11 protein-coding genes and 1 pseudogene are annotated in these 13,997 nt (G+C 42.9%); 9 read left to right on the top strand and 3 right to left on the bottom strand.

Going from position 1 to position 13,997, the window contains the following annotated elements; translation table 11 throughout:
• The first annotated feature begins 232 nt into the window (after positions 1–232).
• The 3 genes from fabG to R7P67_RS06610 all read left to right on the top strand — a co-directional run bounded on the left by fabG (position 233) and on the right by R7P67_RS06610 (position 3,887).
• Positions 233–952, top strand: a complete 720-nt coding sequence (fabG, locus tag R7P67_RS06620; protein ID WP_005386996.1) for a 3-oxoacyl-ACP reductase FabG — start codon at positions 233–235, stop codon at positions 950–952.
• A gap of 313 nt (positions 953–1,265) precedes the next feature.
• A complete protein-coding gene (locus R7P67_RS06615; RefSeq protein ID WP_167416165.1) occupies positions 1,266–1,994 on the top strand; it encodes a hypothetical protein in 729 nt (242 codons plus the stop codon).
• Between the two features lie 519 nt (positions 1,995–2,513).
• A complete protein-coding gene (locus R7P67_RS06610) occupies positions 2,514–3,887 on the top strand; it encodes a carbohydrate porin (RefSeq protein WP_318085924.1) in 1,374 nt (457 codons plus the stop codon).
• A 63-nt stretch (positions 3,888–3,950) separates the two neighbouring features.
• On the opposite strand, the gene R7P67_RS06605 is transcribed toward R7P67_RS06610, so the two are convergent.
• Positions 3,951–4,937 (bottom strand): LacI family DNA-binding transcriptional regulator, encoded by a 987-nt coding sequence (locus R7P67_RS06605; RefSeq protein ID WP_170890199.1) that lies wholly within the window; start codon positions 4,935–4,937, stop codon positions 3,951–3,953.
• A gap of 235 nt (positions 4,938–5,172) precedes the next feature.
• Here R7P67_RS06605 and R7P67_RS06600 point away from each other — a divergent pair, with 235 nt between their 5' ends.
• From R7P67_RS06600 to R7P67_RS06590, 3 genes are all read left to right on the top strand, one after another.
• Positions 5,173–6,612, top strand: a complete 1,440-nt coding sequence (locus tag R7P67_RS06600; protein WP_170893110.1) for a sucrose-specific PTS transporter subunit IIBC — start codon at positions 5,173–5,175, stop codon at positions 6,610–6,612.
• Between the two features lie 165 nt (positions 6,613–6,777).
• On the top strand, positions 6,778–7,701 hold the full coding sequence (locus R7P67_RS06595; RefSeq protein ID WP_262652681.1) for an aminoimidazole riboside kinase: 924 nt from the start codon (positions 6,778–6,780) through the stop codon (positions 7,699–7,701).
• Between the two features lie 31 nt (positions 7,702–7,732).
• Positions 7,733–9,187 carry a sucrose-6-phosphate hydrolase gene (locus R7P67_RS06590; protein WP_262652682.1) on the top strand — a complete coding sequence of 485 codons (1,455 nt, stop codon included), beginning with the start codon at positions 7,733–7,735 and terminating at the stop codon, positions 9,185–9,187.
• A gap of 64 nt (positions 9,188–9,251) precedes the next feature.
• Here the strand turns inward: R7P67_RS06590 and R7P67_RS06585 are convergent.
• Positions 9,252–9,371: pseudogene (locus R7P67_RS06585) on the bottom strand (dihydrofolate reductase); the annotation flags it as partial.
• A gap of 253 nt (positions 9,372–9,624) precedes the next feature.
• Here R7P67_RS06585 and yghU point away from each other — a divergent pair.
• The 3 genes from yghU (at position 9,625) to R7P67_RS06570 (ending at position 13,455) form a co-directional block, all read left to right on the top strand.
• Positions 9,625–10,482: a glutathione-dependent disulfide-bond oxidoreductase gene (gene yghU / locus R7P67_RS06580; RefSeq protein ID WP_005373705.1), complete on the top strand. Its 858-nt coding sequence runs from the start codon at positions 9,625–9,627 to the stop codon at positions 10,480–10,482.
• A gap of 1,183 nt (positions 10,483–11,665) precedes the next feature.
• Complete coding sequence (locus R7P67_RS06575; protein WP_137283143.1) at positions 11,666–12,835, top strand: D-alanyl-D-alanine carboxypeptidase family protein; 1,170 nt, start codon at positions 11,666–11,668, stop codon at positions 12,833–12,835.
• 212 nt (positions 12,836–13,047) lie between these two features.
• Positions 13,048–13,455, top strand: a complete 408-nt coding sequence (locus R7P67_RS06570) for an SPOR domain-containing protein (protein ID WP_005373701.1) — start codon at positions 13,048–13,050, stop codon at positions 13,453–13,455.
• Positions 13,456–13,505: 50 nt separating this feature from the next.
• Here R7P67_RS06570 and R7P67_RS06565 read toward each other — a convergent pair whose 3' ends face one another.
• Entirely contained in the window at positions 13,506–13,979 is a 474-nt protein-coding gene (locus R7P67_RS06565; RefSeq protein WP_005373699.1) for a peroxiredoxin, read from the bottom strand.
• Positions 13,980–13,997: the final 18 nt, after the last annotated feature.

Below are 13,997 nucleotides of genomic sequence, written 5' to 3'. Positions count from 1 at the left end.
CCTCCAATCGTGTAACTTTGCGCCTTCCAACACACTTTCTTACGTTGATCTTGCCATAGTCATCAAGTTGCCTTGATTAGTTCACATCCGACTCCCAGACTGTTTCTATAGTTTTTATAAGATATAAAAGACCCTGCGTATGAGAAGCGCAGCTGTAACGCGATTAGGCATAAAAACAAAAACGCTAGGGATACAAGCGAATTTGTAATCTCAACATTTAAGGAAGACCAAGATGAAACCGGAAAAAGTAGCAGTAGTCACTGGTGCGGCTCGTGGTATTGGCCAAGCGATTTGTGAACAATTACTGGAGGATGGATTCCACGTAATCGGGCTAGATGTATCGCCCGTGGAATGGAGCCAGTCGGCGCAGCTAAGCAGTTATCAAGTCAACTTGTGTGATGCCAAAGCCGTCAGTGAAGTAGTAGAAAGTGTTGTAGAGCAGCACGGAAGAATCGATGCTCTGGTTAACAACGCGGGCATCACTCGAGATGCACTGTTGCCAGACATGTTAGAGCAAGATTGGGACAGCGTGATCGACGTGAACCTAAAAGCGGTGTTCTTACTCACCCAGCGCGTTGCTCCTGTCATGCTAGAGCAGGGTGCAGGTAGTATTGTCAGCATTTCTTCTATAGTGGGAACGGATGGTAATATCGGCCAGAGCAACTACGGCGCAAGTAAAGGCGGCGTCATCTCAATGAGCAAAGGCTGGGCGAAAGAACTTTCAAGAAAGGGTGCACAGATACGCGTCAACTGTGTCGCGCCAGGCTTTATCGCCACCGACATGACCAAGAACCTGCCAGAGAAAGTCATTCAAATGATGGAAGGCAAAACCCCATTAGGGCGCATGGGCTCAGTTCAAGATATTGCCAATGGCGTCTCTTTCCTAACCTCAGATAAGAGCGCCTACATCACAGGCCAAGTGCTCAAGATTGACGGTGGGTTGGTATTATAGCTCGCTAATCAAAACGTCAAATAACAAACGCCCTTTACTTATATGAAGGGCGTTTTTGTTTGAGGAATGTTATTCGGGCTTTTGACACTTTCACTTTATTCGTTTCGCACTGCCGGACTTGTATGATTAAGTATAGAGTGAGTACACATAATTCACTTTTACATCGTTCTCTGTTATTAACCTAGATATGTAGCTAATCAAAAATATTAACTTCGAAATAGAATAGCTGTTGAGGCATTAAAGTATGATTTTGTTGCCCATGGTATTAATTTAAATGATAATGCCAAGAAATAATTAACTTTGAATACTCACTATGTACTTAAAAACTGTACTGTTTAGCGCGTCAACTCTTCTTATTTTGGGTTGTAACTCCGAATCAACTAACCCATCTACTGAAGAAAGCGGATGGATAGTTGTAAGCTCTCACTCCGAGCCAAGAAAGCATCAGGTAATTTACGAAAAACATAGCAGGAAAGGTCTAAGTCTTGCCACTAACGTTCCGGATCTTGACCTGCCTTTAACTTACCAACTGGCGAACCAAATTATTGAGGTCAAAGAAGAGCTTACATTTGGTGAAAATATTGACGGGAACCGCCTAACTTGGAAAGCTATTGGCAATGCTAAACTTAGAGAAAATCAAGTCCACTACGGAGTTAATAAAGATTACTCAGCTTCTAATGAAGGTATTGCTATCGGTTATGTTAACTTTGAGTCGAGGTTTGAGGCTGAAGGACAGCTTGGAATCGAAAAGTTAGTAATTGCGATGTATGACGATGTCAAGAGTGTCGAATTTTACTCTGGATGGGATAGTTCTAAAATATCTTGTTACCAAAATACGTTTGATGAAGACTTAGCTTGTTACGGTGAAATTTTAATTAACGACGATATAGTTCATGTTTTTGATAAATATCTGTCGTATGAATATGTAAACATGGTTTACGACACCGTTATGTCCAAAGGTCGAGAAGATATAATTGAGGCAGATTTTCAACATCAAATTAAATACTTACTAGTCGAAGAGAATAACGTTGAGCTGCATTAGCTTGATTACTTTTTGGTAATGAGTGGCTTTTCGAAGCCGAAGTGACCATGAACAAGATTATTAGATTTTACAAAACTCATTTATGTTCAAAAAATGAGTTTTGTAGATATTAAAATGCATGGAGCCAAATTCTCTCACTGATTCTATGAAGTTTTTGTGCGCTCTAACCATAAGACAATCTATAAAAGACGTTGAGCCAACGTCTTTGCCACAATGCCACCTGTTAATAAGGCTTTCAATGCCTCTTTCTCATTACTATTCAAATGTGCGCTGGCTAATGATTTTTCTGTAAGTAACACAATTGAACGTGATAGAAGTAACAAAATTACCTCTTAGCGGTAACGTTCCCGAAAAGTTTATATATTATCGCTCTCATTGATACAAGTAGTAGAGACGCTCTGAGTCCGAGCGCTCTGAAATTCAGGCTTTAGATGGACATTTAAAGTCACCATAAGTTTGCGACTTTTATTGGGAACGTTTGCAGTATGCCTAAGTATAAATTTACGTGAGACTATGGAAATGAAACTACACACTTTGACGATGGCAGTAGCGCTTGGACTGGTTACTGCACCTGTATTCGCAGCAACAGATGTTGACGCTCTTGAAAAGCGAATTAATGAATTAGAACAGAGACTTGAACAGACGGAAAAAGCATCCACAGAAGCAAATGAGAAAGCCTCAAGCTTTGAGTTTCATGGCTACGCTCGTTCCGGGCTACTGATTAATGACGATCTGAATGGTGCAGTGGGTACTGGTCCTTACATGACGGCAGCTGGTGCTATTGGCGCGCCAATTGGACGATTAGGGGTTGAGGATGATCATTATGTGGAAGCAAACCTTATTCACAAACGCTTTGCAGATGATGGTTCCAGCGCATTGTTCCGAATCATGTTGGCAGATAGTACGGAAACCAATAACGAATGGACAGCGAGTGAGAGTCAATTAAACGTTCGTCAGGTATATGCTGAGCTAAACAAGTTGAGCATGTTCTCTGAATCAAGTGCGTTTGCTGACGCGACGTTTTGGGCTGGTAAACGATTTGACCGTGATAACTTTGACATTCACTTCTTTGACTCGGATATCGTTTTCTTATCTGGCACTGGTGCTGGCGTGTATGACGTCCAAATGAGCGATTCGTGGAAAGCAAACTTCTCGATCTATGGTCGTGATTTTGGTGAGATTGATAGCTCGTCAACGGATGTTGAAAACTATATCGCGACAATGAACAACCGCTTCGGTAATTGGCAGTTGATGCTGAGCAGCATGACGTCTTCTGATAACAATGATCGCGTAGAAGGAGCAGCGGACAAAGGTTTACATGCGATGTTTGCTTACCATGGCGATAACTTCTTTGGCATGAGTGAAGGCTTCTCTAAAACCGGTATTTTGATGGGTGATGGACTGGGTGCGGAACTTAAAGGCATTGGTTCAAACGGTGATTTGCTAGAAGACGCAAAAGCCGTACGTTTGTTCAGTTATGGTGTAACACGCATCGGCGACAACTGGCGTGTAGCACCTGCGTTGCTAGCAGAACATAGCCAAGATCGCTTTGCTAAAAATGATGAATTTACTTGGGCATCGTTCAACATCCGCTTAGCGCAAGAGTTTACACAAAATTTTGAGATGGTTTATGAAGGCTCATACCAATACATGGACCTAGACAATGCGATTGATAAAGCAAGTGGCAGTTTTTACAAAGCGACAATTGCACCAACGCTTAAGATGTCTACCGCAGCAGGTTTCTTTGACCGTCCGGAGCTGCGTTTTGCAGTTAGCTACGTTGATTGGAGCGAAGACTTGAATGGCTACTCGATTAGCCAGGAAGCGGGCGCTGCAACGATGGGTGATGGTGGTGAAGTTCTGTTTGCACTGCAAATGGAAACTTGGTTCTAAAGGGATCTAACCGACAAAGAGTAATAAGAAAAGCGCCAACTGATTTCAGTTGGCGCTTTTTCATTAACAGGACTGACGCTCAATAGTTTTGAAGGTTAGTACCATCTTACTCATTTCAAAACTTCTGTTGGCAATTCTATCTAGTAACAGTTTCGCACCATTTTCCCCTGCTTTATCAAATGCATAGTTAAATGTTGATAAGGTTGGGGTGCACACTGATGCGAGCTCATCATCACCAACGCCTAGCACTAAAACGTCTTTACCCGGTGTTAACCCGAGCTCTTGAATCGCTCTCATCGCACCGATAGCAATACGGTCTGTCGCACAGAACAAGCCATCTAGCTTAGGGTTCTTTGTTAAGTGTTGTTTTGCCAATGAATAGCCAGAATCGATGGTAAAGTCACCACGAGCATGGAAGTCGATCTCAAAACCATGGTGTTGCAGCGCTTGAACAAATCCTTCAGAGCGTTGCTTATCTACCGCGATATCGTCACCTTGCACACCAATAAAACCCATAGTTTGGCAACCTTTTGCAACCAGTCTATTTCCCGCTTCAAACCCTACTCGTGCGTCATCATGAATGATGCTTGGAATGTTAAACATGGAACCATCTTGACCGACGAGCACAACTGGAACGGCTGAGTTTTGAATTGCTTTTACCAGCTTGGAATCGAGGTGGGTGGCGTAAAGAATGATCCCTTCAACCCGTTTTTGGTTAAAGATCTGAATGTATTCCAGTTCTTTTTCGTGGGCTTGGTGAGTGCTAGCAAGTAAGACATGTTTCCCGGCTTTTTCAAGGACATCGGTTAATCCATCGACACCTTGGGATGTGGCATGAGAGGAAACCCGAGGAACAATGACACCAACCAGATTGGTCTTTTGAGATTTTAGATCTTTAGCGACTTGGTTTGGCACATAGCCACACTCCGCTACTGCTTGGCGGACCTTCAGTTTTGTCGCTTCTTTTACGCCATATTCATCGTTTATAACCCGTGACACTGTTGATTTTGATACGCCAGCCAGACGGGCGACATCATGCAGACTCGCCATTGTTCCTATCCATTCTGTTTTTCGTTTTTGGGATTGTTTGCAAAGAGAAGATGAAAAGCTCTTTGATAAGTAGCGATTCTAACCTCCTATACTGCTCTTAGGGAGAGAATTTGACGATCATTCTCACATTCTCTCTGCTTTATCTTTGATCATTTGGTTTTATTGAGCAAAAATCTGTTTTGCAAACGTTCCCGAAAATTTCGCAAGCTCAGATAATAATCCAATGGGGTATGAAATGAATTATCCGGCAGTAGCAAAAGAGTTGTTAACTCTATTAGGTGGTAAAAGCAACATCACCGCACTTGCGCATTGTGCGACACGCTTACGCCTTGCCGTTGCAGATGAGCAAAAAATAGATGAACAAGCGATTGATAGTCTTGAAGGAGTAAAAGGGCAGTTCAAAGTTGCGGGTCAGTACCAAATCATTTTTGGATCTGGCATCGTAAACCAAGTTTATGCAGAAATGGCGAAGTTGACGGGGATGAATGAAATGTCCACCAACGACGTTGCGTCTGCTGGCGCAGAGAAACAAAACATTGTTCAGCGCGCGGTGAAAGGGCTGTCTGATATTTTCGTTCCAATCATTCCAGCAATCGTCGCTGGTGGTTTGTTGATGGGTATCTATAACCTATTGACTGCTCAAGGCTTGTTCATTGATGGCAAATCTTTGATTGATGCCAACCCAGGACTGACAGACTTGGCGAACATGATCAACACGTTTGCGAACGCGCCGTTTGTTTACCTGCCTATTCTGCTGGCATTTTCAGCCAGTAAGAAGTTTGGCGGTAACCCATATTTAGGGGCGGCGCTAGGTATGTTGATGGTTCACCCTGACTTATTGAATGGTTGGGGGTTCGGCGGCGCATCTGTGTCTGGCAATATTCCGGTTTGGAATATTCTTGGTTTTGAAATCCAAAAAGTGGGTTACCAAGGTTCAGTGTTACCAGTTTTGGTATCGGCATTCATTCTTGCGAAGGTTGAGCTAGGCTTACGTAAAGTCATACCTTCTGTTTTAGACAACCTTTTAACGCCATTACTGGCGATTTTCATAGCGGGTTTGCTGACGTTTACTGTCGTCGGTCCATTCACGCGAGATATCGGTTTCCTATTGGGTGATGGTCTGAACTGGCTTTACAACACAGCTGGCTTTGTTGGTGGTGCGGTATTTGGTCTTATTTATGCTCCATTTGTTATTACCGGTATGCACCACAGCTTCATTGCGATTGAAACGCAACTTCTTGCGGATATTGCGACGACGGGCGGCACCTTTATCTTTCCTATTGCGGCGATGTCTAACGTTTCTCAAGGAGCGGCAGCGTTGGCGGTTGGCGTGATGAGCAAAGATAAGAAGATGAAAGGTATTGCGATTCCATCTGGTGTTACGGGTTTGCTGGGTATTACAGAGCCAGCCATGTTTGGTGTTAATTTAAAACTACGTTACCCATTTATTGCGGCAGTTTGCGCTGCGGCGTTATCAAGTGCGTTCATCACAATGTTTAATGTGAAAGCTCAGGCATTGGGCGCAGCTGGTCTTCCAGGCATCATTTCCATTACGCCAGAGAAGATTGGGTACTACATCGCGGGTATGGTGATCGCGTTCTTGACCGCATTTGTTCTCACCATTGTTCTTGGTATGCGTGACCGCGCTAAAGTCGGTAGAAAAGCAGCGGCTTAATCTGAACTCCTTAGGGGTGGAGTCCCCCAAAATCCACTTCTTTTCCTAAATGTTTGGGGTGCTAGCCAAGCACTAATGGCTTGGCTAGCCTTTTTCAATTTTTACTTGGTAGTGAAGGTGTTCAACACGTTGGACTATCAGGGCTTTAATTTCAAGGTAAGCAAGATGAATCAAGTGTGGGTAACTGGTGATGCTGTTGTCGATCTAATACCGGAATCTGAGGCTTCTTTACTCAAATGTCCCGGTGGTGCACCAGCGAATGTCGCCGTAGCTATTGCTCGTCTATCTGGTAAGAGTGCGTTTTTTGGACGTGTAGGTGATGACCCATTTGGTCGCTTCATGCAATCAACGCTCGATCAAGAGGGCGTGAGCACGGAGTTTCTCGTTAAAGATCCTGAGCAAAGAACATCAACAGTGGTGGTGGATTTAGACGAGCAAGGTGAGCGCAGCTTTACGTTTATGGTAAAACCGAGCGCTGATCAGTTTATGTCTGTTGAAGACATCCCAAACTTTAAGCAAGGTGACTGGCTACACGTTTGCTCAATTTCACTGGCAAATGAGCCAAGTAGAAGCAGCACGTTTGAGGCGATCAAAAGAGCAAAAGCCGCTGGTGGTTTCATTAGCTTTGACCCTAACTTGCGCGATGAAGTGTGGCAAGATCAATCAGAGATCCAAGCTGTAGTGATGAAGGCTGTAGCGATGGCTGATGTGGTTAAGTTCTCTGAAGAGGAGCTTTTGTTCTTAACTGACTCAACATCGATGGCGCAAGGTTTACAACAAATAGCCTCTTTGAATATTGCTTTGGTCTTGGTGACACAAGGTGCTAAAGGCGTTTGGCGCGTCTTTGAAAATCAGAGTGAGCTGATCACTGGTCAAGTCGTTAGTCCGATTGATACCACAGGTGCGGGTGATGCTTTTGTCGGAGGGCTACTGGCATGTCTGTCTCAGCATGACGATTGGAAAAATCATCCTGTTGTTAGCTCTGCGATTCAATGGGCAAATGCCTGTGGTGCATTAGCGACGACGCAAAAAGGCGCAATGACCGCGCTTCCGACCCAGACAGAATTGCTGCAATTTATTGGGCAATGATCTTCAGATCCAATTTCAGTTGAGAAAAATTATGAGCTTAAACAACCGTTGGACTGTAGAGCAAAGATATCGCCGACTTGAGCAAATCCCTCAGTGTGATATCGAAGAAATGACACTTTCACGTCAGCAAGATAAAGGCTTTCCTAATTTTCATATCGCCCCTAGATTTGGGCTGTTAAATGACCCAAATGGGTTGTGTTATTTCAATGGTGAGCACCACATCTTTTACCAGTGGACGCCTGTGGGACCAGTCCATGGAATGAAGTATTGGTACCACCTTTCTACTAAAGACTTCATCCATTTTACTGATCATGGTGTGGGTTTTCATCCCGACCAAGACTACGATTCACATGGTGTCTATTCGGGCGGTGCTTTGGTGGAAAACAACAAGGCTTTGCTGTTTTTTACTGGTAATAAGCGTGACCAAAACTGGAATCGAATTCCAACACAGTGCTTTGCCACCATGGATTCAGATGGCAACATTGAAAAGCATGGTGTGGTCATTGAGAACGAACATTACACGGAGCACTTTCGTGATCCAAAAGTTTGGAAGAAAGGCGACGACTATTTGATGGTGGTGGGTGCTCAAACCAAAACCGAGCATGGTTCAATGGCGCTCTATCAAAGCAAAGATTTGAAAACGTGGCAGCATAAAGGTCCTATCAAGACCAAGTTTTCTGACCTTGGGTACATGTGGGAGTGTCCTGATTTCTTTGAGATTAATGGTCAATCGGTGATGCTGTTTTCTCCACAGGGCGTGAGCAGTAATAATCCTTATGATTTCAAAAACATCTATTCTGTTGCGTATATCGTGGGTGATCAGTTGAACCTAGAGTCGATGATTTTAGAAAACCACCAAGATATTTTGCAGCCAGATTATGGGTTTGATTTCTACGCCCCACAAACCTATTTAGATGAGAATGGGCGTCGCATTCTTATTGCATGGATAGGGTTGCCAGAAATCGACACACCATCGGTCACACACCAGTGGGCAGGAATGTTGTCTCTTCCTAGAGAACTAACGTTGAAAGATGGTTTTCTTGTTCAAGCTCCGCTCCCTGAGCTGAAGAGTTTAAGAAAAGAAGAGGTGGTCTTTGCACAATCCCATACACTGGAAAGCACAAGTTGTTTGATCCAATTAGACCTTGAGGGCGATGGCTTTGAACTTGAGCTGAGTAACCTCAAAGGTGACAACATCGTCTTTAGTGCGACAAAGCACGAGTTTATGCTGGACCGTCGTCACATGTCTCATTTGTACGCAGAAGAATTTGGTAGCATTCGAAAAGCACCAAGATTGGACGCTAAGCAGACGATTGATATATATATCGACAATTCTGTCATCGAGATTTTCATTAATGGTGGCAAACACACGATGACCAGTCGTTTCTTTATTGATGACCTGAATACGGTAACGTTGAGAGGGTTGGAGCAAGCAAGGCTTTTCCCTTTGAAAGGTATTTCTGGTTTGTTTGAATCAGCTAAGTAACGGTTTCGAATACATTAAAACGCCCTTCATTGATTTAGTGAAGGGCGTTTTTCTTTCTAACTATCTAACTTAACTGCCTATCACGCACGTAAGTTGTTTGAACTAAGGTATCCAGAACAACTTCATTCTTGGTGACTTTGAAGTTTAGCGGTTGTTCTAAATCCCCAAATAGAGGTGCGCCGCCGAGTGTAGCTTACTCATCGTTGGCATCTCGAACCTAGTTCACATTACCGTGACGTTTTTACTTATAGCGTGAAAGAAAATCCCATAACCAAAGGTTCTAACTAAAAGAGATTACAGGACTTTTATTTAGCGAATTCGACCTAATATCTTGAGTATGCCTAATCGCAGTTGGCGAAGAGGTGATGTTAATAATGCTTGCTGGCGCGTAAGACCCGTCAGTTTGAAGATGCATTCAAACACAATAAGGGAAAACAATGGCTAACGAATACATTCCACCAAAAGTTTGGACAAACGATAATGAAAACGGCGGTCAGTGGGCGAGCATCAACCGTCCGGATTCTGGCGCACGTCATGAGCAAGAGCTTCCAGTTGGTGAGCACCCATTCCAACTTTACTCAATGGGTACCCCAAATGGTCAGAAAGTGACGATCATGTTTGAAGAGCTTTTGGCGGCTGGCGTAACGGCAGCAGAATACGATGCATACCTGATTAAGATTGGCGATGGCGACCAGTTTGGCTCTGGCTTTGTGGCTGTTAACCCAAACTCTAAAATTCCGGCATTGGTTGACCGTTCGGGTTCTGAGCCAGTGAACGTGTTTGAATCTGGCAACATCTTGTTTTATCTAGCAGAGAAGTTTGATCATTTCTTACCAAAAGAAGGCGCTAAGCGTGCTGAGGTAATGAACTGGTTATTCTGGCTGCAAGGTTCTGCGCCATATCTAGGCGGTGGTTTTGGTCACTTCTACGCGTACGCACCAGAGAAGTTCGAGTACCCAATCAACCGCTTTACAATGGAAGCAAAACGTCAGTTAGATGTATTAGACAAGCGTCTTGCGAACAATGAATTCCTAGGTGGCGATGAGTACAGCATCGCTGATATCGCAACATGGCCATGGTACGGCAACCTTGTGTTGGGTCGTGCTTACGATGCGGCTGAATTCTTAGACGTAGAAAGCTACAAAAACGTTGTGCGTTGGGCAAAAGTAATTGATGAGCGTGAAGCGGTAAAACGTGGTCGAATTGTGAACCGTTCATGGGGTGAAGAGTGGGAGCAGTTACCTGAGCGCCACAGCGCAGAAGATATTGATAAAGTATTGAAACTTAAACCATAAGCAATCTTGGCCTAGCTACGTCAAATGAGTTTAGTTTTATCTATGCTTATACAGTGACCTTAATCAAATCTATAGCGCACCATATACGGTGCGCTATTTTTATTCTCATTTAGTCTCGAAATGCTAATTTATATCACCTCTTGAAGAGCATTTAGTTCGTAGATGAATCTTTAATGTATTTATATATTATGATGCAAAACAAAGCTCATATTTCCATGTTAAATATGGACTGGTCATACTGCTTTCTAATAATTAAATTATTTAAAAATTATAAACTGATTTTATATCCATTATAAATAAAATTAATGATAATTAATATTTGACATAACCACTAAATTTATGTGGAATATGCGGGTTGATTTGTTTTGAAGAAATAAAATCAATTTCTAGTACTTTTATTTAAGACAAGCTTAGCTTTTAGCGATGTTTAATTATTAATGCTTATATCATGAAAGAGGATATGTATGATGTCGTCGTTTGAGTCGTACTGGGTTGGGATACGTCAAAGAATAGCCGCACAAACCGAAGGTAACCGCAGTTTAAAGTCTCTAGTCATTAAAAAGCAGCGTGTGAACTTAAATAACAGTGGGTTATCCTTTCGCGCTAAGTCCGGATGTCTTATCCCTCACTGTTATACCAAGTTCTCTGATGAGATAAACCTAAAAACATCGAAAAAATCGTCTCTTAGTTTTAAAAAAGGAAAGCTGTATTTTTCTCCAGTTTAATAATAAATGAAATTTGCATAAATTATAATATTAGGTTTTTAAATTTATCGATAATTAATTACGATTTTATGATGCGTTTTCAATATGTTTTCTTGGTAAATAATTAGCTGGGCTTATTGTTGATTGTTTTTGTTGTTTCCTATTTAGATATGGATAAAAGCTCAACTACTTTTCCTATACCAACTTACTCCCTGAATTGACTTGCGCGCTTTTTCTCCCCTCTCAAAAAACATAGCGTTACGGAATTATTTTCGCTCCTGTTTCATTCTTCAAGACGAAAGCTCTACCTACCTCTCATTATTTTCGACAAACATTGAGTAAAAGTAACCAATCGTAACAAGGTGGCTGTAACTGAGCGCCGTTTCAATATACTCGTTTTTTAACTAGGTAATCCCGCGCTTTGAATTCATTCGGGTACCGTTTGTAAGCCTTAAATGCTACTAAGATAAGATGTCATGATGAGAAAAAGTACTATATTACACACAGTGTTAATTACAGGGTTCGCTGCTGTATCCTCGTTGGCTTATGCTGCGCCTTCAGTTGTGCCAAATGCGCCGGAACTCAGTTCTCGTGGTTATGTTTTGATGGACTTCCATACGGGGAAAGTACTGGTTGAACGTGATGCCCACAAACGTTTAAACCCCGCGAGTTTAACGAAGTTGATGACTGCTTATGTAGCTGGTCAAGAAATTAATACAGGCAATATTACGTTGAATGATGAGGTTGTCATCAGCCGAAATGCTTGGGCAAAAAATTTCCCAGATTCTTCAAAAATGTTTATTGAAGTCAATACTTCCGTTTCTTTGTCTGACTTATACCGTGGTCTGATTGTTCAATCTGGTAACGATGCCAGTGTTGCTATTGCTGAGCATGTTGCGGGAAGTGAATCAGGGTTTGTGAGTTTGATGAATAGTTGGGCCGCCAAGCTTGAATTGTCTAACACGGCATTCACCAACCCTCACGGCCTAGACAGTGACGGTTTATATTCGACACCTTATGATATTGCCAAGTTGGGCCAAGCGATTATTCGTGACTTACCTGATATCTATCCGCTGTATAGCGAAACCTCGTTTACTTACAATGGCATCACTCAATACAACCGTAATGGCTTGCTTCGTGATCGTAGTATGAATGTCGATGGCATGAAAACTGGATATACAAGCGGTGCGGGTTATAGTCTAGCGACTTCTGCAACACAAGGTGATATGCGTCTGATTGCTGTGGTGATGGGAGCGAAGAGCGAGAATGTTCGTGAATCAGAAAGCAAGCAGCTGTTAAGTTATGGCTTCCGCTTTTACGATACGGTAATGCCGACTGAGGCGGGTGCGGAACTTGCGAAAGCTCGAGTTTGGATGGGCGAAAAAGACGAGCTTACTGTTGGCGTAGCTAACGATGTTTATCTCACTTTGCCAAAAGGAGATGTAAAAAAGCTGCAAGCGGAAGTTGAATACAACGGTGATTTAGTTGCGCCAATTTCTGAGCAACAAGTGGTTGGTAAAGTGCTTTACAAAGTCGAAGGTAAGGTCGTAAATGAAGCCGAGCTCGTTGCATTGGAGTCCGTGGAGGAAGGCAGTTTATTCAAGCGAATTTTAGACTGGTTTAAGCAATTGGTCGCTAGCTGGTTCTAAACAGTAGCGAACTTCTGTCTATATCACTCTATCTTGTTAATGTTCTATTAAATCAATTTACTAAGGCGACCAACGTGGTCGCCTTACGTTTTTGGAATACTCGTTGCGTTAAAACGCAGGCCTTCTTGTAAGGGGGTGTTTTTACCTGACCAAGAGCGTTTTGTGTTTTTGGGTGCGAGAGAAAAGAAACTAGAACAAGAATGGAGTGACACGTGCACAAGATTTTATCTTTGACATTGATTTTATCGCTCATGGGCTGCGCTATGCCTTACCAGCAGGAGGTCGATAGCGGCCAATGTGTTGGAGTCATGACCTCTCAGGATGCATATGGTTATTTAAACCCAAACCATTACACAATGCAGGTACTCGCGCTAAAGCAAGAAAAAGATGTGAAAGATTATATTCGCTATATCGATCCTAAGCATCCGGTTTGGGTTAACTGGAAAAACAGCCGAGGCACGCGTTGGTATACGGTAACTGTTGGTGATTTTAAAACGAAACAGGATGCCTACAATGCGCTTTCTTCATTACCAAGCCGTGTAAAGCAGTCATCCCCGTTTGTGCTGACTTTTGCGGAAATGCAGCGTAAGCAACAAACGAGTGTTGTGAGAATGCGTTAGCCAACAAAAAACGGAAGCGATGGCTTCCGTTTTTGTATTTAGGAGTAAGCTTAAAGCGCCGCTAAAATCGTTTCTGCTTTGCTTGCTTCAAACTCTTTTGGCTCTTCAACGTTTAGCTTAGTCACTGTGCCGTTTTCAATGATCATTGCGTAACGTTGTGAGCGAATACCACCAAAGCCGCCTGTATCCATTTCAAGACCTAATGCTTTAGTAAAGCTAGCGTCGCCATCACCCAACATCAGAATCTCAGAAGCGTTTTGAGCTTCGCCCCACGCTTGCATCACAAATGCATCGTTTACAGAAACGCAAGCAATTAAATCAACACCTTTTGCCTTTAGCTCATCAGCTAATACCACATAGCCTGGTAGATGAGCTTCTGAACAGGTAGGGGTGAATGCGCCAGGTACAGCAAAGAGTACGACTTTCTTGTTCGCAAACAGTTCTGTAACGTCGTGGTTAACCATACCATCGGCAGTCAACTCACTAAGAGTTGCAACTGGTAGAGCTTGGCCTTGTTGAATCATGATTCTATTCCTTTTTGT

It is taken from the genome of Vibrio sp. Vb0937 (assembly GCF_033338855.1).
The sequence above is the reverse complement of the archived record's forward strand: the minus strand, read 5'-3'. Positions and strand labels throughout refer to the sequence as shown.